The sequence below is a fragment of the Bacillus sp. 9.4 genome (assembly GCF_055486415.1).
On the sequence record NZ_JBVFMU010000002.1, the window covers coordinates 613909 to 636514 of the forward strand.

At 44.5% G+C, this 22606-nt stretch carries 23 protein-coding genes and 1 pseudogene; 7 read left to right on the plus strand and 17 right to left on the minus strand.

Translation table 11 applies throughout. The features are described 5' to 3' along the window. Positions 1-22: 22 nt before the first annotated feature. From dppE to proG, 6 genes are all read right to left on the minus strand, one after another. Positions 23-1672 carry a dipeptide ABC transporter substrate-binding protein DppE gene (gene dppE, locus ACZ07B_RS09665; protein ID WP_445604031.1) on the minus strand — a complete coding sequence of 550 codons (1650 nt, stop codon included), beginning with the start codon at positions 1670-1672 and terminating at the stop codon, positions 23-25. A 2-nt stretch (positions 1673-1674) separates the two neighbouring features. After that, a complete protein-coding gene (dppD, locus tag ACZ07B_RS09670) occupies positions 1675-2682 on the minus strand; it encodes a dipeptide ABC transporter ATP-binding subunit DppD (RefSeq protein ID WP_217019690.1) in 1008 nt (335 codons plus the stop codon). Between the two features lie 4 nt (positions 2683-2686). Beyond that, positions 2687-3649 (minus strand): dipeptide ABC transporter permease DppC, encoded by a 963-nt coding sequence (gene dppC / locus ACZ07B_RS09675; protein ID WP_014476568.1) that lies wholly within the window; start codon positions 3647-3649, stop codon positions 2687-2689. A 5-nt stretch (positions 3650-3654) separates the two neighbouring features. After that, positions 3655-4581 carry a dipeptide ABC transporter permease DppB gene (gene dppB, locus ACZ07B_RS09680; protein ID WP_003245446.1) on the minus strand — a complete coding sequence of 309 codons (927 nt, stop codon included), beginning with the start codon at positions 4579-4581 and terminating at the stop codon, positions 3655-3657. Between the two features lie 16 nt (positions 4582-4597). After that, positions 4598-5422, minus strand: a complete 825-nt coding sequence (gene dppA, locus ACZ07B_RS09685; RefSeq protein ID WP_464877139.1) for a D-aminopeptidase DppA — start codon at positions 5420-5422, stop codon at positions 4598-4600. Between the two features lie 127 nt (positions 5423-5549). Then, the gene (proG, locus tag ACZ07B_RS09690) at positions 5550-6368 is read right to left on the minus strand and encodes a pyrroline-5-carboxylate reductase ProG (RefSeq protein ID WP_038428836.1); all 819 of its coding nucleotides are present in this window, start codon (positions 6366-6368) and stop codon (positions 5550-5552) included. Between the two features lie 168 nt (positions 6369-6536). Here proG and htrA point away from each other — a divergent pair, with 168 nt between their 5' ends. Further along, the gene (htrA, locus tag ACZ07B_RS09695) at positions 6537-7895 is read left to right on the plus strand and encodes a serine protease HtrA (protein ID WP_041344803.1); all 1359 of its coding nucleotides are present in this window, start codon (positions 6537-6539) and stop codon (positions 7893-7895) included. Between the two features lie 517 nt (positions 7896-8412). On the opposite strand, the gene ACZ07B_RS09700 is transcribed toward htrA, so the two are convergent. From ACZ07B_RS09700 to ACZ07B_RS09715, 4 genes and pseudogenes are all read right to left on the minus strand, one after another. Beyond that, positions 8413-9384 carry a glycosyltransferase family 2 protein gene (locus ACZ07B_RS09700; protein ID WP_015715747.1) on the minus strand — a complete coding sequence of 324 codons (972 nt, stop codon included), beginning with the start codon at positions 9382-9384 and terminating at the stop codon, positions 8413-8415. A gap of 11 nt (positions 9385-9395) precedes the next feature. Next, positions 9396-11564: a glycosyltransferase family 39 protein gene (locus tag ACZ07B_RS09705; protein ID WP_464877140.1), complete on the minus strand. Its 2169-nt coding sequence runs from the start codon at positions 11562-11564 to the stop codon at positions 9396-9398. 7 nt (positions 11565-11571) lie between these two features. Next, positions 11572-11717: pseudogene (locus tag ACZ07B_RS09710) on the minus strand (hypothetical protein). A 64-nt stretch (positions 11718-11781) separates the two neighbouring features. Further along, positions 11782-12732 carry a ring-cleaving dioxygenase gene (locus ACZ07B_RS09715; RefSeq protein WP_003245086.1) on the minus strand — a complete coding sequence of 317 codons (951 nt, stop codon included), beginning with the start codon at positions 12730-12732 and terminating at the stop codon, positions 11782-11784. 388 nt (positions 12733-13120) lie between these two features. Between ACZ07B_RS09715 and steT the strand changes: the two genes are divergently transcribed. The 6 genes from steT (at position 13121) to spoIISC (ending at position 17593) form a co-directional block, all read left to right on the plus strand. After that, positions 13121-14437, plus strand: a complete 1317-nt coding sequence (steT, locus tag ACZ07B_RS09720; RefSeq protein ID WP_041850924.1) for a serine/threonine exchanger — start codon at positions 13121-13123, stop codon at positions 14435-14437. Positions 14438-14712: 275 nt separating this feature from the next. After that, positions 14713-15330 (plus strand): DUF47 domain-containing protein, encoded by a 618-nt coding sequence (locus tag ACZ07B_RS09725; protein WP_003218470.1) that lies wholly within the window; start codon positions 14713-14715, stop codon positions 15328-15330. Positions 15331-15342: 12 nt separating this feature from the next. Beyond that, positions 15343-16344, plus strand: a complete 1002-nt coding sequence (locus ACZ07B_RS09730; RefSeq protein WP_014476558.1) for an inorganic phosphate transporter — start codon at positions 15343-15345, stop codon at positions 16342-16344. A 109-nt stretch (positions 16345-16453) separates the two neighbouring features. Beyond that, a complete protein-coding gene (gene spoIISA / locus ACZ07B_RS09735) occupies positions 16454-17200 on the plus strand; it encodes a toxin-antitoxin-antitoxin system toxin SpoIISA (protein WP_003244695.1) in 747 nt (248 codons plus the stop codon). Then, on the plus strand, positions 17200-17370 hold the full coding sequence (gene spoIISB / locus ACZ07B_RS09740; RefSeq protein ID WP_464877141.1) for a three component toxin-antitoxin-antitoxin system antitoxin SpoIISB: 171 nt from the start codon (positions 17200-17202) through the stop codon (positions 17368-17370). Before spoIISA ends, spoIISB begins: the two co-directional genes overlap by 1 nt. Before the next feature lie 85 nt (positions 17371-17455). Continuing rightward, on the plus strand, positions 17456-17593 hold the full coding sequence (gene spoIISC / locus ACZ07B_RS09745) for a three component toxin-antitoxin-antitoxin system antitoxin SpoIISC (protein ID WP_003232648.1): 138 nt from the start codon (positions 17456-17458) through the stop codon (positions 17591-17593). A 37-nt stretch (positions 17594-17630) separates the two neighbouring features. Here the strand turns inward: spoIISC and ACZ07B_RS09750 are convergent, their stop codons facing one another. From ACZ07B_RS09750 to ACZ07B_RS09780, 7 genes are read right to left on the minus strand one after another with little or no spacing between them, the layout of a single operon-like run. Next, positions 17631-18524 (minus strand): N-acetylmuramoyl-L-alanine amidase, encoded by an 894-nt coding sequence (locus ACZ07B_RS09750; RefSeq protein ID WP_217019694.1) that lies wholly within the window; start codon positions 18522-18524, stop codon positions 17631-17633. A 12-nt stretch (positions 18525-18536) separates the two neighbouring features. Beyond that, positions 18537-18800 (minus strand): phage holin, encoded by a 264-nt coding sequence (locus ACZ07B_RS09755; RefSeq protein ID WP_464877142.1) that lies wholly within the window; start codon positions 18798-18800, stop codon positions 18537-18539. A gap of 12 nt (positions 18801-18812) precedes the next feature. Then, complete coding sequence (locus tag ACZ07B_RS09760) at positions 18813-19082, minus strand: hemolysin XhlA family protein (RefSeq protein ID WP_003232655.1); 270 nt, start codon at positions 19080-19082, stop codon at positions 18813-18815. 52 nt (positions 19083-19134) lie between these two features. Further along, a complete protein-coding gene (gene xepA / locus ACZ07B_RS09765; RefSeq protein ID WP_217019696.1) occupies positions 19135-19974 on the minus strand; it encodes a phage-like element PBSX protein XepA in 840 nt (279 codons plus the stop codon). Between the two features lie 46 nt (positions 19975-20020). Continuing rightward, a complete protein-coding gene (locus ACZ07B_RS09770) occupies positions 20021-20185 on the minus strand; it encodes an XkdX family protein (protein ID WP_014479563.1) in 165 nt (54 codons plus the stop codon). After that, positions 20182-20511, minus strand: a complete 330-nt coding sequence (locus ACZ07B_RS09775; protein ID WP_217019697.1) for an XkdW family protein — start codon at positions 20509-20511, stop codon at positions 20182-20184. Before ACZ07B_RS09775 ends, ACZ07B_RS09770 begins: the two co-directional genes overlap by 4 nt. A gap of 13 nt (positions 20512-20524) precedes the next feature. Beyond that, positions 20525-22606: a terminase gene (locus tag ACZ07B_RS09780; protein ID WP_217019698.1), complete on the minus strand. Its 2082-nt coding sequence runs from the start codon at positions 22604-22606 to the stop codon at positions 20525-20527.

Consider the following 22606-nt stretch of genomic DNA (forward strand, 5'->3'; position numbering starts at 1 on the left):
AGTATTTCCTCAATCACAGCCATCAGTTTTTATCTGCCCATTTTAAATCGATATAGCCGACAGGGTGACGGACAATTCCCTTTACTTGTTCATTTTGCAGGTGAACCTGATTATAAAAATAAACCGGGATGATCGGCGCTTTATTGATGAGCAGCTCTTCAGCTTGATGCATAAGAGAGAACCGTGTTTTTTCATCGGCTTCATTTTTCGCCTGTTTGATCAGCTGATCGTATTCTTTATTGGCCCAGCCTGTGCGGTTCATCGAATTTCCCGTTTGAAAGGCTTCCAGAAAACTGATAGGGTCTGCATAATCAGGCAAAAATGAGCTTTGAGAGAATTGGAATTTCAGCGCTTTTTGATCCTCTAAAAATACGTTCCATTCCATATTGGCCAGCTTCACATCGACTCCAAGGCTATTTTTCAATTTTTGCTGAATAGCTTCGGCAATCTTTTTATGCTCCGGCTTTGTGCTGTAAGTAAGCGTGATCGCAGGAAGCTTATTATAGTTTTCTTCCTTCATGCCCTTTTCGAGCAGCTGCTTCGCTTTGCTTTCGTTAGGCTTGATCAGGTCTCCGCCTGCTTCACGGAAATCTTTGCCGTCAGGCTGCGTAAATCCAGGCGATACAAAGGCGCGCGCCGGTTTTTCATTATTTTTCGTGACGTACTTTACAATTTCCTCTTGATCCACAGCCATCGCAAAGGCTTTTCTGATGTTTTCATTTTGAAACGGCTCCATGTTGACATTAAATCGATAGAAATAGAGACCCGCCTGGTCAACAATATTGACGTTATCCTGATCAAGCAGCTGATCACTCAGCTCAGCAGGGACATAAGCGGTATCAAGTTCCCCTGATTGAAACATCTGGTAATCTGTATTTCTGTCACTGACCATCGCCCATTTCACCTTATCAAGCTTCACTGTATCTTTATCCCAATACGTGTCGCTTTTCTCCATTGTGATGCTGTCATCATGCTTCCATTCCGTCAGCTTAAACGGGCCGTTTCCGACAAATGTATCCGCCTCAGCAAACCACTTCGGATTGTCTTTATCGACCTTTTCATTTACCGGAAAATACGCAGGATTGGACACAACGCTCAGAAAATATTTTTGCGGTGCTTCCAGTGTAACTTCAAGGGTTCGATCATCCTTTGCCGTCACCTTCACATCGTCTTTTTTCCCTTTCCCGCTGTTATATGCTTCGCCGCCTTCAATAAAATAACCTAGGAATGCCGATGAAGCGCCTTTTTTCGGATCAAGCATCCGCTTCCACGCGTATTCGAAGTCTCCGGCTGTTACAGGATCTCCGTTTGTCCATTTCGCATTTTCCCGAATCGTAAATGTGTAGGTTTTTTTATCTTTCGAAACAGACCACTTCTCCGCCATTGCCGGCTCGGGCTCATGATCTTTGCCAAGACGCGTCAGCCCCTCCATGATGTTATTTAACGGCTGCCACGACACATTATTAAAGCCGATCGGCGGATCGAATGAAGTCGGTTCATTTTCATTATTTACATACAGCACCTTTTCTCCGCTGGTTTTTGCCTTATCATGACTGCCTTCTTTTCCGGCCTGTTCATTTGCTGTGCACCCCATCAGCGCAAACGAAAGTCCTAATGCAAGACTCATGCCCCATAGCTTTTTCACTCGTTTCATCCTCTTCCCCCTTTTCATGTTCAATCCTTCGCATCTCCTGACAGCACCGCATGCTCTGCTCGTTGATCCTGCAGCCAGCAGTTGACGGTGTGCGAGTCAGATCTGATCGTCTGGCCCGGGTACACCCTGTCACACACAACCATCCTGTTCGGACAGCGGGCGGCAAACGGGCAGCCCGGCGGAGGCGAAAATAAATCCGGCGGCGTTCCGTCGATCGGGGTCAGCTCAGCGCCATCTAAATCCAGCCGCGGGACAGAACCCAGCAGTCCTTTTGTATAAGGGTGCTGCGGCTGATAAAAAATATCTTTTCTCGTGCCGATTTCCGCCATTTTCCCGGCATACATGACTGCGACTCTGTCAGCTACCTGGGCAACGACCCCTAAATCATGTGTAATCAGAATGACAGACACATTCGTTTTTCTCTGAATCTCTTTAAACAGCTCTAAAATCTGGGCCTGAATGGTTACATCCAGGGCGGTGGTCGGTTCATCCGCAATTAAGATGTCAGGCTCGCAAATCAGCGCCATCGCAATGACAATCCGCTGTCTCATGCCGCCGCTGAATTGGTGGGGATATTGCTTTAGGCGCTCTTCGGGATCTGGAATACCAACCAATGACAGCATGGAAAGCACCTCTTTCCGTGCCGCTTTTTTGCTCATTTTTTTGTGGCGCAATAGCGCTTCCCCCAGCTGGTCGCCGACAGTCAGCGTAGGGTTTAACGCCGTCATCGGGTCTTGAAAAATCATAGAAATGTCGGCTCCCCTTATACTTCTCATTTCTTTGTCAGAGAGACGGCAAAGGTCTTTGTTTTTAAATAGAATGCTGCCTTCTGTCACCTTCGCCGAATAAGGCGGAAGCAGGCCCATGATGCTTTGGGAGGTAACGCTTTTGCCGCAGCCGGATTCGCCGACGATCGCAAAGGTTTCTCCTTTATACAAATCAAAGCTCACCCCTCTGACCGCCTGAACCGTCCCGCCGTAAGTCGTAAAAGACACGTGCAGATTTTGGACTGACAGAACTTTTTCCATACAGCTACCTCCTCAGCTTAGGGTCAAGCGCATCCTGCAATCCGTCCCCCAGCACATTAAACGCGTACATCGTCAGAGATATGAAAAAGGCCGGAAAAAACAGGCGCCACCAATGCCCAGACAAAATCGTAGGCAGGCCGTCATTCGCCATCACGCCCCAACTTGCAAACGGAGCCTGTATGCCGAGGCCGAGAAAGCTTAAAAATGATTCTGCGAATATAGCGGCAGGTACGGTTAATGTCATTTGTACGATGATCGCTCCCATAGTATTCGGCAGCAAATTCTTCCGGATGATGCGAAAGGTTTTCGCGCCAAAGGTTTTCGAGGCGAGTACATATTCATAATTTTTAATCTGAAGTACCTGGCCTCTTACAATTCTCGCCATGCCGACCCACCCGGTCACAGTCAGCGCCACAATAATAGTGCCCAGTCCCGGTCCCATGAGCACCATCAGCAAAATGACAACAAGCAGGTACGGCAGTCCGTACAGCACTTCGATAATCCGCATCATAATGCTGTCAATCCTGCCGCCTTTATAGCCGGCAACGCCTCCGTAAATGACACCGATCAAAAAATCAATCAGTGCTGCCATCACGCCGACAAACAACGAGATTCTCGCGCCATACCATGTTCGGGTAAACACATCCCGGCCGAGTTCATCGGTGCCGAACCAATGATCGGCTGAGGGCGGAAGATTTTGTTCTGTCAGCGATTGGCGTACGACACTATGGGGCGATAAAAAGGGCCCGATAACTGCCATGACAAAAAGAAATAAAAGAATAAAGAGTCCGGCCATCGCTAATTTATTTTTTTTCAGCCTCCTCCAGGCATCCTGCGTGTATGACAAACTCGGCCGCTTGACCGAATCGGCTTCCCGATTTTTTTCCTGATTCGAGACAAACCACTCATCAGGCACCTGATTGTGCTGTTCTGGCTGGCGTTCATCCGTTTGTACAGGGAGATTCACACGCTTCACCCTTTCTTATGCAGTTTAATGCGCGGGTCTAAGAGACCGTAGGCCAAATCGACCAAAAACAGCATGATAATCAGAATGACGCTGTAAAAAACGGTCGTTCCCATAATCACGGGATAGTCCCGCTGATTAATGCTTTCAACAAAATATTTTCCCATTCCCGGAATGGCAAAGATTTTTTCAATGACAAAGCTTCCTGTTAAGATGCTGGCGACGAGTGTGCCCAGGACGGTAATGACGGGCATGAGTGCATTTCTGAGTGCGTGTTTTACGATAATTTTGAACGGAGAAAGCCCTTTTGCTTTTGCTGTGCGGATATAATCCTGTGTCAGAACTTCGACCATGCTCGACCGTGTCAGCCTGGCAATGATCGCCATTGGCCCTACAGCAAGCGCTGCGGTCGGAAGCACCATATGAATCGGGCTCGTCCATGTCGCAGCGGGAAATAGTTTGAGATTGACAGCAAATTGCTGAATGAGCAATGTTGCCAGAATAAAATTCGGGATGGAGATGCCGAGTACTGCAAGACTCATCGCGGCGTAGTCCAAAAACCCATTGCGGCGGAGTGCAGCGATTACGCCCAGCACCAGCCCAGAAATCACAGCAATGACAATCGCTGTCATCCCAAGCTCAAAGGAAACGGGAAATCCGCGTTCCAGCATATCATTTACGCTGTCCGACGGTTTTTTAATTGAAGGTCCGAAATCGAATGTAATGATGGATTTTAAGTAGAAAATGTATTGGAAAATGAGAGGATCGTCTAAGTGATAGTAGGCTTCGAGATTTTTTTGAACGGCTTCATTTGTGCCTCTCTCCTCGTTAAAAGGAGATCCGGGAATGACCTTCATGAGAACAAAAGTCAGGGTGGTAATCACCAAAATCGTAGCTGCCATTGCCCAAAAACGCTTTATCATGTATCGCGCCAAAGCCTAAAACACCCCTTTAGCAGAATGATGTCCGCATCGCAAGCTCAGTCATGACAAGCATCGCCTGATAGGCTTCAAGCATGTCCTTCGCCTGAAATTGAACGGTTGTAGTTCCCGTCTTGATTTCCGTTCCCGGCATCAGATTCGCCCATTCTGCTTGGCCATAATTGGCGAATTCAATGCTCAGAACTGGCCTGTCAGGCGGTGTGAGCGGCTTGACTTTGTCCTTGTTTTGCAGGGCAAATGCGGTTTTTTCTGTCAACACCCGTCCGGCTTTCGCAGGCGACAAGCACTTCACTGCGGATCTTGAAATGGTTTGTTTGACTGCGGCTGTCGTCACGTTCGGGATAAGCTCTTCTGCTTCCTTCGCCGCCCGGTCATCCCCGGCTACCATTAATACCGGGACATCATAATAACCGGCAACGTATGCATTTAATCCAAGCTCACCGACAGGCCGATCGTTTATGTAAAAATGACGGACGCCGAAAATCATGCTGTGTGACATGACACCAGGAGTCGAGGCTCTCGCATGATAACCGAGAAACAAAGCGCCTGTAAACGTATCATCCAGTCCCTCCACCATTGAAAATGGTTTGACGTCACCAGAAATCAAGTCTGCTTCAGGGTGAAGCTTTTCAACCATCAGATTATTCATCTTCGAATGACTGTCATTGACCAGCACCTCGGTACACCCGCTGTTAAACGCTTCAGCAATACAGTAGTTTGCTTCTTCAGTCATGATAAGCCGTCCGCGTTCATAATTCCGCTTGCCGGAATCCACAAAGGTATCGTCCGGAAGACCCGAAATACCTTCCATATCTACTGACATGTACAATTTCATAACGCTCCTCCTTTTTTACTAAATTATGAATATTCTAACAGATTATATTAAAAAAAGAGGAAAAATGCAATATAACTGGGAAAATCTCAATCATTCAGTGATAAAAAAAGAATCCTCTTTCAAGGATTCATGTCTGTTTACCAACCTGTTCTGTAAGCAGTTCATATTTTTTCAGGGTTCTTTCAAACACCTCATCAAAAACGTCCGGCACAGAGGCGCGTATCACCTCAGCTCCCTCTCCCGTTATTCCGCCTTTGGTTGCGACACGTTCCAGCGTCTCCTCGAAAGACATATTTTTTTCGATCAGCACCTTGCCAGTTCCGTATAGCGAATGAATCAGAAAATCAAAGGCTTCTTCTTTGGACAGGCTGCTGTTTCTGACGGCAGACAGTGCCAGCTCTTCAAAGATTGCAGCTATGAATCCCGGTGCCGAGCTCGTTAAATTGCTGGCCGCATCTAAATTCGATTCTTTGATTTCTCGTACACGGCTGAAAACCGATAACAATTCATTCAGACGTTCTTTTTTCTCTGCAGCCAGTGCTTCACTGTGAACGACAAGTGAGATGCCAGCTTCTGCTTCGGACGTAATGGCAGGAATAACACGTGAGATACCCGCCTCTGTTTCTGCCTCCAAAAGACGCAGCGGCACACCGGCAGCTATGGATACGATGTGAGTATTTCTGTTCACATACGGGTGCAGACGGCGCATTGTTTCGATGACATGGAGCGGCGGGACGCATATCAAAATCAATTGGCACGTATTTGCCCAATTCTCCAACGGATCAGCCGATACGTTTGGATAATCTGACATGAGTGCCCGCAGCCGCTCCCCCTTCGTTCTCGTCTCAATAAATAGCTCATTCTCTTTTATTTGTTCATGTTTCAACAGCTGTCTGGCGATCATATCCGCCATGCTGCCATATCCAATCAATCCAATCTGTTCCATCGACTCAGTCCTTTCATATACAATATGAAGTGTACCGTTTTCCGCACTTTTTCACAATTTCCCATAATCTTTTCATTTTTATCCCACAGTTTTTGTTTATGATAAACTCAAGTCATAAACCTATCAATATAAATAGACATGTGAAAATAGAGAAACGGAGTGAACATGATGGATAACTATCGTGATGAAAACAGAACGAAAGGTAATGAGAATGAGGTCTTTTTAACGAAAGAGAACGATCAGAGCGCCTCCTACTCGGCCCGCAATGTCATTCATGATCAGGAGAAGAAAAAACGAGGATTCGGATGGTTCAGACCGTTGCTTGGCGGAGTGATCGGCGGCAGTCTCGCCCTTGGCATTTACACGTTTACACCGCTTGGCGACCATGATTCTCAGGACACTGCAAAACAATCATCCAGCCAGCAGCAAACGCAATCTGTTACAGCAACAAGCACCTCCTCTGAATCTAAAAAAAGCTCATCAAGCTCAAGCAGCTCATCTGCATTCAAGAGCGAGGACTCTTCTAAAATCTCAGATATGGTAGAAGACCTTTCACCAGCGATTGTCGGTATTACAAATCTTCAGGCACAATCAAACAGCTCTTTGTTCGGCTCTAGTTCTTCTGATTCCAGCGAAGATACAGAAAGCGGTTCAGGGTCAGGTGTCATTTTCAAAAAAGAGAATGGCAAGGCTTATATCATTACAAATAACCACGTCGTAGAAGGGGCATCATCACTGAAGGTATCTTTATATGACGGCACTGAGGTTACTGCAAAGCTGGTAGGCAGTGACTCGTTAACTGATTTAGCCGTCCTCCAAATCAGTGATGACCACGTCACAAAAGTGGCAAACTTCGGTGATTCATCTGATCTCAGAACAGGCGAGACCGTTATTGCGATTGGGGATCCGCTTGGAAAAGATCTGTCCCGCACAGTAACACAAGGAATTGTAAGCGGCGTGGACAGAACGGTTTCAATGTCTACATCAGCCGGCGAAACGAGCATTAACGTCATTCAGACAGACGCAGCAATTAATCCAGGTAACAGCGGCGGTCCTTTGTTAAATACAGACGGCAAAATTGTCGGCATTAACAGTATGAAAATCAGTGAGGATGATGTTGAGGGTATCGGATTCGCCATTCCAAGCAATGACGTAAAACCGATTGCTGAAGAATTGCTGTCTAAAGGACAAATTGAACGTCCATATATCGGTGTCAGCATGCTTGATCTAGAACAAGTGCCGCAAAATTACCAAGAAGGCACACTCGGCCTGTTCGGCAGCCAGCTGAATAAAGGTGTTTACATCCGTGAGGTCGCTTCAGGCTCTCCTGCTGAAAAGGCCGGATTAAAAGCGGAGGATATTATCATCGGCCTAAAAGGTAAAGAAATTGATACAGGCAGTGAATTGCGCAATATCTTATATAAAGACGCAAAGATCGGTGATACCGTTGAAGTGAAAATTCTCCGAAACGGCAAAGAAATGACGAAAAAAATTAAACTGGATCAAAAAGAAGAGAAAACTTCGTAAGACATAACGCCTCAGGCCGTAAAAGCGGTCTGAGGCTTTTTATTAGATAAAAGACCTAATTGTTCTATGAAACTTTCTGACGAGATATCCGTATATCATACAGATTGACATCATTCACATCAGATGCTAGAAACATCGTTTGCTAGGAGGCATGAACATGCAAACCGTGGGACTGAGTATGATCTGCGCAGGATTGGCTTTTCTTTTGCTGAGCTTTCTTCTCTCTGAATCGACGTTGACGTGGGGAATTGTATTGGGTACCAGTATTCTATTAAACATAACTGGTACGGCTCTAATCATGCGTTTCTTAAAAGCCCCCCAATATAACAGCTGACATGCAGCAAAGCCGATGACGAAATCTTTAAGTTTTGCTGTTTTTATTTCGGCATGACTGAACCGCAGTACAAGCTCACAATCTCTTCTTTACCCAATCTCCATATATCTATCAGCATCTTTTGCTTTAGATCGTGCTCAGAGCATAAAAACCCCCTGTCCATTACGGACAGGGAGTTTGAGGTTATGACATATGCTGGTCTCTATAGAGTCTTTTATTTTCAATTCCATACGATTTTTGGACGATGTAAAGCGGCCTGTCTTTGGCTTCATCGTAGATTCTGCCGATATATTCGCCGATCACGCCCAAAATCAGAAGGACAATGCCACTGAACAGGAGCTGGATCACAATAAGTGATGACCAGCCGGTAATCGTGCTGTCTGTGAATAGCTTCAGATACAGCACGATAAACATATACAGAAATCCAGCACCTGACATTAAAATCCCCGCATAGCTTGCCAGCTTCAGCGGTTTATGTGAAAATGTCGTGATGCCGTCCATTGACAGCTTCAGCATTTTCTTGAGCGGGTACTTTGTTTCTCCGGCAAGCCTTTCATCACGTACATACTCGACCGCTGTCTGTTTGAAACCCACCCAGCTGACTAGCCCTCTGACAAATGGATTTTTTTCTTTTAATCTCTTCATTTCATCACAGACTTTTCTGTCCATGAGACGAAAATCCCCCGTATCAATCGGGATATCAATATCTGTCATACCGCTGAGAAGCCGGTAAAACATAGCCGCGGTTTGTTTTTTGAAAAAGGTTTCCCCTTTTCGTTTAGTCCGCACGGCGTACACGACCTCATAGCCTTCCTTCCACTTTTCAATCATATCTAAAATCAGTTCAGGAGGGTCCTGCAAATCGGCGTCAATGACGACGATTGCATTCCCCTGTGCATAATCCATACCCGCCGTAATGGCGATCTGGTGTCCAAAATTCCTTGAAAAATCAATAATTTTCACCCTCGGATCGATCAGGCTGTGCTCTCTTAAAATCTCAATACTGCGGTCTTTGCTGCCATCGTTGACAAAAAGCAGCTCGTAGTTTTCCTTCGTTTGATCCATGACCTCTTTTAAGCGCTGATAGGTTTCATGAATGACAAGCTCTTCATTATACACAGGTACAACAATTGAATATTGAATATGTCTGCTCATGTTTTTGCCTCCTATTCATCAGCATGTAGTTCGTATAATGTTGCTGACTGATTCATTCCGCCAGGTCCGCCCATTTTGCCGTTTTCACCTGAAGCCTTGCTACTTGATGTATCAGCCGAATCAGTATTTTCTGTTTTTTGATCAGAACTTGATTGCCATTTTTCTGATGCTACTTCTTTTCCATTTTTCTCAACCCATTCAACAATGTCATTGTTTCCGCCTCTTCCCATTCCAGAAGTCAAGAAGTATTTCACTTTTCCTTCTTTTACAAGTTTTTTGAATTGAGTCAGTGTGATCGCCGGGTCAGAACCGCTGAATCCGCCAATAGCCATGACAGCTTTTTTCGTTTTAATGATATATGGTGCCGCTGTGTTCGAATCGGTTGTGGCGAATAGGTATTCAGCTCCGGAGTTATTCTCCTCTAGATATTTGATCAGTTTTTCATTTACAGTCGCATCAGACATTCCCATGCCTTTTCCGCTCATTGATGCGAGCTGAGGGCCTGTTTCAGGCAGTGAGCTGTTGCCTCCGTACAGAAGTGGTGTACTTGCCCAATAAGTCGGCATCACCAGCAATGCGAGGAGAGCTGCAATTGAAACATAATAACTGAACGGTTTTTGGCGCTGTTTAAACAGCAGCAAAGCAATCGCTGACAACACGCCGATAACACCTACACCGATGCTCCAGCCTGCACCGATTTGATCGTTGTAGTTTCTGAGAATAAACAATTCAAATCCAGTTGTCGCAATAATTGCTCCCGGCAAAAGCCATGCTTTCCAGCCTGTCTGATTGCGGTACAGATGAACAAGGGCAACCCACCCCGCACCGACAAGAGCCGCAATCGGCGGTGCCAGCATGATGAGATAATAATGATGGAAAAATTCTGCGACACTGAAGAATCCGGCAATCGGTACAAGCCACGCAACCCAGAACACCGTTTCCTTCTGCTCTATAGATAATCTTCTTCTTTCTCTTGCGCCAGCGATCAGTAAGCCTGCGATTCCAAATATCGCAAATGGCAGAAGCCAGCTGATTTGATCAGATAACTCTTGTTGGAAAAGCCGCAGTGGACCAGGTGTTCCCGTTCCAAACATCCCTGAACCTGATTGCATTTTCGAACCGGTTCCTGTACCGCCTTTCCCTCCGTCTCCGCCGGGTCCGCCTTGGCCGCCATCTCCGCCGCTTGGAGGGCCTCCTTGACCGCCGCTTGGCATTTCTCCTCCGCTTGGCATTTGGCCATTGGATGGAGGTGCCGTCATATTGCCATTTGAGGATTTACCATCGCTTGATGAGCTGCTGCTTGATGACTGATTAGGCGGTGCTTGAGTGTTATCAGAAGAAGACATTTCTTTTGAAGCGTCTTTGTTTGGCGCACCCTGGCCGCCGCCTGAATTTTGGCCTGTCAGCCGCTGGATTCCGTTATAGCCAAAAGCCAATTCCAAAACAGAGTTGGTTTGGCTGCTTCCGATATAAGGCCGCTTGCTTGCAGGGATATTGTCGACAATGAGCGGCCACGATAACGAAACGGCTGCTAATACGGCTAACGCACTTACCAGCGAAATGATTTTTTTCTTCACCGCGGCATTTGCCGCAATCAAATAGAACAATAGGAAGGCCGGTAAAATCATGTAAGCCTGCAGCATTTTTGTATTGAAACCTACTCCAACAACGAAAAATGCTGCTAACAGCCAGATCAGCTTTCCTTTTCTGATCGCTTTAAAGAGAAGCCATGTAGCCAGCAATAAGAAAAATACCAGTAATGCATCAACATTGTTTGTACGTGCTACAGCTACAGCAATCGGTGTACATGCCATGATGAAAGAGGCAATTCTTGCTGCTGTCTTACCGAATGTCGGTTTTATTAACAGATACATTAAAAGGACAGAACCTACACCAGCAAGTGCCTGAGGCAGGATGACGCTCCAGCCGTGCATACTGAATATAAGTGCGCTGATGGTTTGTATCTGGAACGTAATGGGCGGTTTATCAACCGTTATAAACCCCGCCGCGTCGAATGAGGCATAGAAAAAATTATGAAAGCTTTGCATCATACTTGTGACTGCAGCGGTGTAATAAGGATTCACCGTATCATCATTCCAGATGTTATAGATATTTAAGAATGCAGATGCGAGCAAAATGAGGATGAGGAAAATATCCAGCTCGCGTTTTTTCTTTTCCACGTGTTTTTCACTCCTTTTTGTCTAACTTGGGAATAGTGTAACAAGCAAATATGAATAAACTATTAATAAACAAAGACAATATTTTTGCCGAGGTCATTTCATGCCAATCATCCTATATACAGCTGGTTTCAAGCCCTTTCTCCAAATCGTAATCGGCGATGCGTTTTCTCAAAATAAAAAAGCCTTCCGGCACGCCGGAAGGCAAATGAATCACAATTTACTGGATCGGTTTCAATTTTGCTTCAATTTCAGCTCTTCGATGCTCAAGATATGGCGGAAGAGCAATCGTTTGGCCAAGCTCGTCAAGATTTTCATCTACCATAAAGCCCGGTCCGTCCGTTGATAACTCGAACAAAATGCCGTTCGGTTCTCTGAAATACAGCGCCTTGAAATAGTAGCGCTCCACAATGCCTGAATTGCTAAAGCCTTCCCGGCTGATGATCCGGTGCCACCCGGCAAGTTCTTCTTCATCTCTTACCCGAAATGCGACGTGGTGGACACTTCCTTTGCCTTGACGCTCGCGCGGAAGATCGTTTCTTTCTATTAAATGGATTTCCGTTGCAGCACCGCCTTCTCCTGATTCCAAAATAACGGCGGTTCCTTGCCCTTCGACTGGTTCACGGCTGATTTCTGTAAATCCAAGAATATTCGTCAATACGTGTAAGGTTGGTTCAGCATATGGCACAGTCAGTTCAACCGGCCCTAACCCGCGAAACGAAAATTCTTCCGGTATGCCGCTCTGTTTAACAGGCAGGCCATATCCTTTTCCTTCCTCATCAGCAGTCAGCACAAGTCGCTGCCCTTCATGATCTTGAAATGCCAATATGTCACGTCCGGCTCTTTTGGAGATGCCGCTGTGCGTTACTTGCTGCTCTTCAAAACGTTCTTTCCAGTAATGCAGGGCTTCTGTGCCTGGAACGCGCAATCCAATAGAAGAAATACTGTTTGTTCCCGCATGAAACGGTGCAATGCGGGGAATCTCGAAAAACGTCAGCTCAGTTCCCGGGTTTGCCACTTCATCTCCGTAGAAAAGATGGTACATTGTCGGTTCATCCTGATTGACGGATTTTTTGACGAGCTTTAATCCTAATACTTTCTTATAGAAATCCAAGTTTTTTTGTGCGTCGGCCGTTAATGCCGATACGTGGTGAATGCCGTTAACTTTCATATGCTGTCCCTCCAGGTTATTTTATCTCGATTTCGAGATATCATATCATAATTGTATATTTATTGTTCTAATAACAAAGTATTTTATTCGCATGAGAAAGTCAACATATCAGCTTCACCGAAGGTTCGTTCATTTTCTGAATTCTCACCTCCCCTCTGTACCGGCTAAAATCCTAATACAGAAAACACGAACTTTGTAAATAAAAATCATGAATTTTATTCGTTTATAGATCGTTAAAACAGGTATTTCCACAGTTTTATCTGCTGTACCTAAAGCAAATTTCGAAAATCAGAAAATTTATTTTATTTCACTTTTCTAAAATAGGGTTTACAATATGAAAAAATAGATTCTTCAACATGAAGCTTCAACATCATAGGAGGTTAAGGACATGCATACTGAAGACAACGGTTTGAAAAAAGAGATAGGCCTCTTGTTTGCCCTTACTCTTGTCATCGGAACCATTATCGGTTCTGGTGTTTTTATGAAGCCCGGCGCTGTGCTTGCTTATTCAGGTGATTCAAAAACGGCGCTATTCGCCTGGCTGTTAGGCGGTATTTTAACATTGGCGGGCGGTTTGACAATCGCGGAAATCGGAACGCAGATTCCAAAAACCGGCGGTCTTTATACGTACCTTGAAGAAGTGTACGGCGAGTTTTGGGGATTTTTGTGCGGCTGGGTGCAGATTATCATTTACGGCCCGGCGATTATTGGCGCGCTGGGTTTATATTTTGGATCTTTAATGGCGAATCTTTTCGGCTGGGGATCTGGACTATCAAAAGTCATTGGAATCATAGCAGTTCTCTTTTTATGCGTCATTAATATTATTGGTACAAAATATGGCGGTTTTGTCCAAACGCTGACAACGATCGGAAAACTGATTCCGATTGCCTGCATCATCATCTTTGGCCTTTGGAAAGGGGATCAGCACATCTTCACAGCAGTAAACGAAAGCATTTCCGATATGAACTTCGGGGCGGCTATTTTAGCTACGTTGTTTGCTTATGACGGATGGATTCTCCTAGCCGCTCTCGGCGGAGAAATGAAAAATCCCGAAAAGCTGCTGCCACGCGCTATGACGGGCGGATTATTAATTGTAACGGCGATCTATATTTTCATTAATTTTGCATTGCTTCACATCCTGTCAGCGAACGAAATTGTCACGCTTGGTGAAAATGCGACAAGCACCGCTGCAACCATGCTGTTCGGTTCAATTGGCGGAAAGCTGATCAGTGTCGGGATTATCGTCAGCATCTTTGGGTGCTTAAATGGAAAAGTGCTTTCTTTCCCGCGTGTTTCATTTGCAATGGCGGAACGCAAACAGCTTCCATTTGCTGAAAAACTGTCACATGTACACCCGTCGTTCCGCACACCATGGATTGCGATTTCTTTTCAAATTGCTTTGGCTTTGATTATGATGCTGATCAGCAACCCTGATAAGCTCTCAGAAATCTCCATTTTCATGATCTACATTTTTTATGTGATGGCCTTTTTTGCAGTGTTTATTCTCCGCAAGCGAGCAAAGGGAGAAAAGCGCGCCTACAGTGTTCCGCTTTATCCATTTATGCCAATTCTGGCAATCGCGGGCTCCTTCTTTGTGTTAGGCAGCACACTCATTACAGATACAATGAGCTGCGGATTATCCATCCTCATCGGCCTTGCCGGACTGCCTGTTTATTACGGGATGAAAAAACGAAAAGCAAGCTGATAAAACGGTTCCCTTGTTTAGGGAACCGTTTTTTGGTGAAACAGAAGATAAAAGTTGACAGGAAAAACACAACTTTTGATATACTTTTTACGTTAAGCAGAAAGTTTTTGCAAACTTGGGTCGTTTTTTAAAAGCGAAGTAGGTCAAAATAAGGAGACACGATTTATCGAAAAAGTCAAGATGCGTTTTTTTCGACTTTACCTGTTTTTTTTCGACAAAAGGCTATATAATAATTTGATGTGTGCATTGTTCATTCAAACTATGGAGGGTTTTTAATGATAAGAAGAAAAAAAGATAAGTTCTCACTCCTTTTAACAGAAATTGCAAAGAACATAGACGAAACTGCAGAATATTTTGTGAATTTTAAGGTCACTAACCAAACGACTCTTAAAGAATTTGCAGATACGTTAAAGGAATATGAAACAAAAGGTGACAATCATGTTCATGTCATGATTAAAGAGCTTAACAAAGCGTTCATCACTCCTATTGAGCGCGAAGATATCCTTCAGCTGACAAACAGCTTGGATGATGTGCTTGACGGAATCGAACATTTCTCTGCCATGATGGAGATTTTCTCAATTACTTCATCAGACGAGCATATCGATAAATTCAGCGGATACATCAGAGAATGTGCGAAAGAGATTTTGATTACGATCGAGCTGCTGGCAGAAAATCGCTTAAAGGATATTCAGCCTCACGCAATCAAAATTAAAGAGTATGAGCACAGCTGTGACAACTTGCACAGAAAATCATTAAAGAATCTTTTCGGAAATGAAACAGATCCAATCAAAGTCATTCAATATCGTGAAATATACGAAACGCTTGAAGAAATCGCCGACTCTTGTCAAAGTGTTGCCAATAATCTTGAAACCATCATTATGAAAAACGCGTAACGAGGGGTAAAAATGGATATTCTATTAATATTAACGATACTAATAGTCATTTGTGCTCTGGCGTTTGATTTCATCAACGGGTTTCATGATACGGCGAACGCAATTGCGACTTCGGTATCGACAAAAGCGCTGAAACCGCGCCATGCCATAATAATGGCGGCTGTGATGAACTTTATCGGAGCAATGACATTCACAGGTGTTGCCAAAACCATTACAAAAGACATTGTGGATCCTTATACGCTGGAAAATGGCTCAGTCGTGATTTTGGCTGCGTTAATCGCTGCGATTGCCTGGAACCTGATCACATGGTACTACGGTATTCCAAGCAGCTCATCCCATGCCATCATCGGGGCAATTGCCGGTGCGGCAGTAGCGGCAGCCGGATTTGCTTCATTAAATTATAAAGGTTTCATTAAAATCATTGAAGCACTGATCCTTTCACCGATTCTTGCTTTTGTCGTTGGGTATATTTTATACACCATCGTCAAGCTGATATTCAAAGACAGCAATTTGGCGAAAACGAACAAGCAATTCCGCAGAGTGCAGATTGTAACAGCTGCCCTGCAATCGTATACACACGGCACAAATGATGCGCAAAAAGCAATGGGTATTATCACAATGGCTCTCATCACAGCAAATTTACATACTTCTGCTAATGATATCCCAACCTGGGTGCAATTCGCCTGCGCAACAGCCATGGGTCTCGGAACATCAATCGGCGGCTGGAAAATCATCAAAACCGTTGGCGGAAAGATCATGAAAATCCGCCCGGTAAACGGTGTTTCCGCTGACTTAACCGGAGCAGCCATTATTTTCGGCGCCACGTTTATTCATTTGCCGGTCAGTACAACCCACGTCATTTCTTCATCAATTCTTGGCGTCGGTGCGTCACACCGGGTAAAAGGCGTAAACTGGGGTACGGCCAAGCGAATGCTCATTACATGGGTCATCACGCTTCCGATTTCAGCGACACTTGGTGCCATCGCCTACTTTATTTTAAATATGATATTTTAATGTCACACCGCTTCTGTCAAAGGAGCGGTTTTTTTGATGGAACAGGAAAACCATCCGGATCTCTCGAATACAATAAGCAGAACCTATTTCAGATGTGAGGGATTCGAATATGGTTTTATTCTTTCAGATCATGGTCTGGTGCATCGTGGCCGGACTGGGGTTATACGTGTATGCCACGTGGCGTTTCGAAGCGAAGGTCAAAGAAAAAATGTCCGCCATCCGGAAAACTTGGTATTTGCTGTTCGTTCTGGGCGCTATGGTATACTGGACATATGAGCCCACTTCCCTATTTACCCACTGGGAACGGTATCTCATTGTCGCAGTCAGTTTTGCTTTGATTGATGCTTTTATCTTCTTAAGTGCATACGTCAAAAAACTGGCCGGCAGCGAGCTTGAAACAGACACAAGAGAAATTCTTGAAGAAAACAACGAAATGCTCCACATGTACCTCAATCGGCTGAAAACATACCAATACCTATTGAAAAACGAGCCGATCCATGTTTATTATGGAAGTATAGATGCTTATGCTGAAGGTATTGATAAGCTGCTGAAAACCTATGCTGATAAAATGAACTTAACGGCTTCTCTTTGCCACTATTCGACACAGGCTGATAAAGACCGGTTAACCGAGCATATGGATGATCCGGCAGATGTACAAACACGGCTCGATCGAAAGGATGTTTATTACGACCAATACGGAAAAGTGGTTCTCATCCCCTTTACCATCGAGACACAGAACTATGTCATCAAGCTGACGTCTGACAGCATTGTCACGGAATTTGATTATTTGCTATTTACGTCATTAACGAGCATATATGATTTGGTGCTGCCAATTGAGGAGGAAGGTGAAGGATAATGGAAAGTGCGTTTCAAAACAGATGCGAGCCCAGAGCGGCGAAGCCGTTTAAAATCCTGAAAAAACGTTCAACCACCAGTGTCGCAAGCTATCAAGTCAGTCCGCATACAGCAAGAATCTTCAAAGAAAACGAACGGCTGATTGACGAGTATAAACGAAAAAAAGCATGATCACACTAAAAGGACAAGGGAAAACAGCTCTTGTCCTTATTCCTTTTCTTAAAGGGTTACATATAATAAATACAAACAGAGGATAATGTCAGGTGATACAGTGAAAAAATTGGTGAGACGTGTGAAGTTTGTTGATTACGGAAGGTTTGGGCTTTCCGGGTACTCGCTTCGGGTGAGGGAGCGCAGTGCTGGAATTATTAAAAAGTTGAAGAAGAAAAAATAAATCCCGGAGCGGCTCCGGGATTTTTTATGGTCTTTGATCAGCTTAATTGCGCTGCGATCTTCGCTTTCGTCGCAGGCCCATAGATACCGTCAGCAGTTAGACCGTTAACAGACTGAAAACGGGCAACTGCGTCAGCTGTTTTCGGTCCGTAAACGCCGTCAATTCCGTTGTTAACAGCGCCTTTATCAGGGTAAAAATACAGAGCCGCAAGTGCTCGTTGCACCTGAAAGACGTGTTCTCCTGAGGTATATGGTGTTGTCAATTGAATGATACCATCTGGGAGCGGATACAACTCGGGTTCTTCAGCGGACGATGGAGCACTTACAATTAATACTTGACCAACGCGAATAAGATTCGGGTCTTCGATATTGTTCCACTCTTGCAGCTGAGCAACCGTAACACCAAATGCTCTCGCTATGGATGTAAGCGTGTCGCCCTGTTTCACGACGTAAGTTTGGCTGCCGCCTCCTCCAATTCCTGCTTTGAACGAATCCCACGTATCTAACAATTTTCGCGGACATTCCTTCCCTGACCAATACTTATGAGGGACGACATTGGCGAGACTGATATTATGTTGAGCCATTAATGTTTTGATGAGCCACTGGGCATTTGCTGTTGCTTTTGCAAAATCGCCATCGGCATTTTCGCAAATTTCAATTCCAATAGAAGCCCGGTTGCCGCTGCCATTTCCGTCTCCCGCATGCCAGCCGTTTTCATTTAAAGGCAGATGCTGATAAATTTCTGTATCATCAACTGTAAAATGCCAGCTTGTCGTCGTATCAGGATTTTTCAAATAGCGGGCATGCGCTGCAGCATCTGCTCCTACTGCGGTATTCGCTGTGTTGTGCACCGTAATGTAAAGCGGCGTCATTGCGTAGCCTGGACGGTTATTTGCGCCAACCGGAATAAAGTCTTGAATAATGTTAACCATTTTCATCTCTCCTTATTTCGTCAGATTATTGTCCCTTAACAAGTCGCGCTGTTTTTTCCCTTTTTCTGTTACATAGTTGTTTTTAAACCAAGCGGCAAGTGTCGTTCCAATTGTAAATGCGATGGAACCGGCTGAATAAAGAGCGTCAGCGAGCTGATTGACCTGCTCCTCCTGAATGTCCAATGGTGATTTGTCGAGCATCAGCATGGTCTGGTTGATTAAAGCAATTAAAAGAAGCACCGTCCTGATGACCGTGCCCTTGTCAAACGTGTTCATAAAAATCCCCCTTTAATGCTGCAGCAGGCTGTACATAATGGCGATGGCTCCGCCAATGATGCCTGTAGACACTGCTGTAATGATGGCACCTGTGATGGTGCGTTTAATCCACGTGGTGTTTTCTTCAATTTTGTTTAATTTTTCGTTCAGCGTCATGATTTGCTGGTCTTGCCGGTCAGACACGCGTTCTAATGCGGAAACCCTCTGCTCAAGTGCTTTGTGCTCGCCTTTCATGTCTGCTAAATCCTGCTGAAACACATTCACGTCTGCCTCTTGCTGCATCTCTCACTCCTCCTTCACATGCAGATCACCTCCCTTCCGAGGGCCGAGACTATTATGAAACCGCGGTCCCTTTTACCGAAAGAGTACCGCCGGTGATACTGATAATCTCCATGATGATCTCCTTAAACCCTTTAATATCAAAGGCCCATGCCTCAGCTTTTCCTAATGTACTGGAGGCAGTGGTAGCATCATCAGTTTTCACGCCTCTGATCGGCAGTTTCTGTCCTGACACCGATTTGCCCCAAAATTTGACTTCGCTCATTTCTGCTGTGCCGTAGACTTCAACGAGTAAATGCGCGGCACCGTCAACAGGTAAAGCAGCCCCCTCGCCGGCGGACTCTGCATTTTCATGAAAGACAAAGTCAAATGTTTTGCGAGCCTCGACTTTCAGCCGTCCATCGTGTGTTTGATTCTCCGCAAAGTCAATCTGTAAAGGCGTTTTTTCATTGACACGCACATCCATCTCACCCGCACCGACTGATTGGTATAATACAAACTCAGATTGCTGAAGATTCCCGTTCACATAGCGGAAACGGTAATAGCGTTTAGAAAGATATACCCAGTCCGTCGCTGTCAGGACGCCTGCTGCGACATTAACTGCTGCTGTCGTTGCCCAAACATTGTTGTTGTCGCTTTCTTCTATAAAGAGCGTACCTTCACGATCTGCATACGCCCAGCCCTTCACTTTCGAAATCAGAACTGCGCCAAGCCTGTCCTGCCCGAGCTGACTATATGCCTCAGTCGCCTTTAAGGAAGCATTTGTTAAAATCTCCGCTACGCCTGACAAATTCGAAACAGGTGTCACAAAATCATTTTTTCCTCCTCGATAGGGCTTTACAGCGCCAGCTTTTCCAGTCCTATCGAGAGGAAATTCATATTGATACTTCACCATCTTCATCCTCCTTTGATCTAAAAACAGGCAAAATAAAAAAGCCTTACTACATGGCTTTACCGGTAATTTCTTTATACTGGTCAGCTGTGATCAGCTTTTTGTTCACACCCTCTGCCAGATCCTCAATTGAACAGTCTTTATATGCTAATGCTTGTTTTACCATATCTGCTGTCGCCCACTCATAATAAAGGGCTAGCACCCAATAATTCATTCAGCATAATCCCCTTTCAAAGAAAGTATTGAAAGCTTTATATCTGCCAGCTCGCTTCCCAAAGTTTTGTTCAGTTCTTCAAGCTGCTTGCGTGCCAGCTTTTCTTGTGACAATTCTTGAGCGAGAAGCTCCACCTGATCAGGCGGCTCGTACGGCGGGTTTTTTTGCAGCTCTTCCCACCAGGTTTCGAGTTCTTTTTGTGTTGGGATGGGCGAGCGCAGGTTCCATTCAGCTATATAAGACCCTTCCCCGTCATTCTGAACGATAAAATCTTTTGTTGGATCTGCATTGGGGTATTTAAACATGATTGCTTCTGCGATCATCATTTTGCCTCCTATCTTATACTGTAGGATAGTTAAGTCCTCCAAGTTCTTGGACGTCTATATAGTTGTATAGCTCGTTAAAATCGGATACACCTCTTCTATCATCACCGCTATAATTGCAATAACAATAGATCTCTATATAGTCACCTTTGTTCATAGGAACGGTTACATTACCATTTAATCCAAGGTACATTTCATTTTGCTTATCAACAAAGTCCCCTCTCTTATGGTCAATTGGTTTATACAATGATCCATTTAGATAGAGTTTCAGATGAAAATTGATGTAAGCCGGTGTATTTATCATATACAGCCCAACTCCTACTAGAAACATTCCATCGTTAGGAGCAACGAATCTACTATTATTTGTGTCAAAAGCATTATGACTATCTTTTATTTTGCGTTTAAACTGAATTTTTGTATGGTTAGCTTTATTTAAATATTGTATGCTGTTGGCCCGAATATTGGCATGTGCAAATCCAGAAATTTTATGCCAAGCTGTCCAGCCTGTACCAGCCCACCAATGGCGGATCCAAGTCCCAACATGATCATAGCTTCCACTAGTTGTGTCTGCATTTCCATAAAAATACTGAGTAAAGCGATAATTACTATGCTTTTCATTTTTTACAATGCCATAGGTAAGTGGGTAACCGGTAGCGTTATTAGCTCCTATATCCATGAATGTGATACCAGCTGGGTAATCATTTCCGCTTATTCTCGCATCTTGGATTACATTTGTTCCTGTTAAAACAGTTAATTTTTGATTAGAATAATTTGCATCAACATAGTTTTTAGCATCATCTAAGGCTTTATCTGCTTTAGTTTGTGCACTTGCCTCGGTCTCGATCTTATTCCATCCTTTAAACACGCCATCTGTATGAATCGTTGCCATCCAAAAGGTTCCGTCGAAACTTCTAGATGCAAAAATTGTTTTTCGGCCGCCACCTCCTGTTTCAATAACATCATAGTTATACCATGATCCATCTCCCAAAACAGGATTGTTTATTATGACATTCCCTACTGCATAATAAAAGCCAGAGGGCAGCGTTAATAAGTCAGTTCCATCTGGGATTTTAGTCCGGCAGCCCTGAGTATCAGTTAATTTATATAGCTGTGCATTATTCCATTTGTCTTTATCGGATGTTGTTACATGGATATCTGTTTTATTGGCATGTTCATCTATCTTTGACTGCGCTCCCGTTATAGACTCAATTTGATACCAATTGATCGCACTATCGTTAGCGTTATAGAAAAACCACCAAGCATTACCTCCCACATCCACAGCATACCCCATGCCTATTCCTAGCTGACCGACCAATTGCATACCTCGAAGACTTGTGTTTGACGGGTTATCTGTGACCGCATTTGTTCCATAGAAAGTAACAGTCCCAACATCTTTGAGCGAATCATAAAAAGATCCAGATGACAGGTTAATCTTTTGTGTCCCATTATCGGCAGTTACTTTAAATAACTGTCCCAAATTCCATTTGTCTTTATCGCTTTTATTTACATGTATTTCAGTTTTTTCTTCATGGCTCCTCACCTTAAATTGAGCGCCTTCTGAAGTTTCTAATTGAACCCAATCAGTCCAGCCGGAATCATTCAGGCTTTTTCGCCATGTACCTCCTTCATAATCCATTGCCAAAGCTTCTCCATAAGATTTGTAGCCAATATACAATCCTCTAGTGGCAAACGGTGGGGTATTGATTCCCGTCTTATCAGTATAAAAGAAAAAGGTTTGATCCAATTCTTCAACAATCTTGTGAAAATCCAGACCGTTTTGGATGCTTGCTAGATATTTTCCTTTTTCATCAGTTAGCTTAGTTAATTGTGCGTTGTTCCACTTAGTCCTCTCACTAGATGAAATGTGTATGATTTCATCTGAAATATGCTTGTCAAAATCCTTCTTCGCCGCCTGCTGCACATTGTCCACATTCCCCAGCCCGATTTGCGCCTTTGTTGTGTTGTGGGGGTTGTTCATGTCGTTTTTGTGGGCGGCCAGGTCTGTGTGGGCGTCTTTTATGCCTTTTTCCCAGCGGTTGACGTCATCTTCGTTGATGGGGTCGTCCGGAAGCCAGTCTGTTTTTTCTTCGTATGCCAT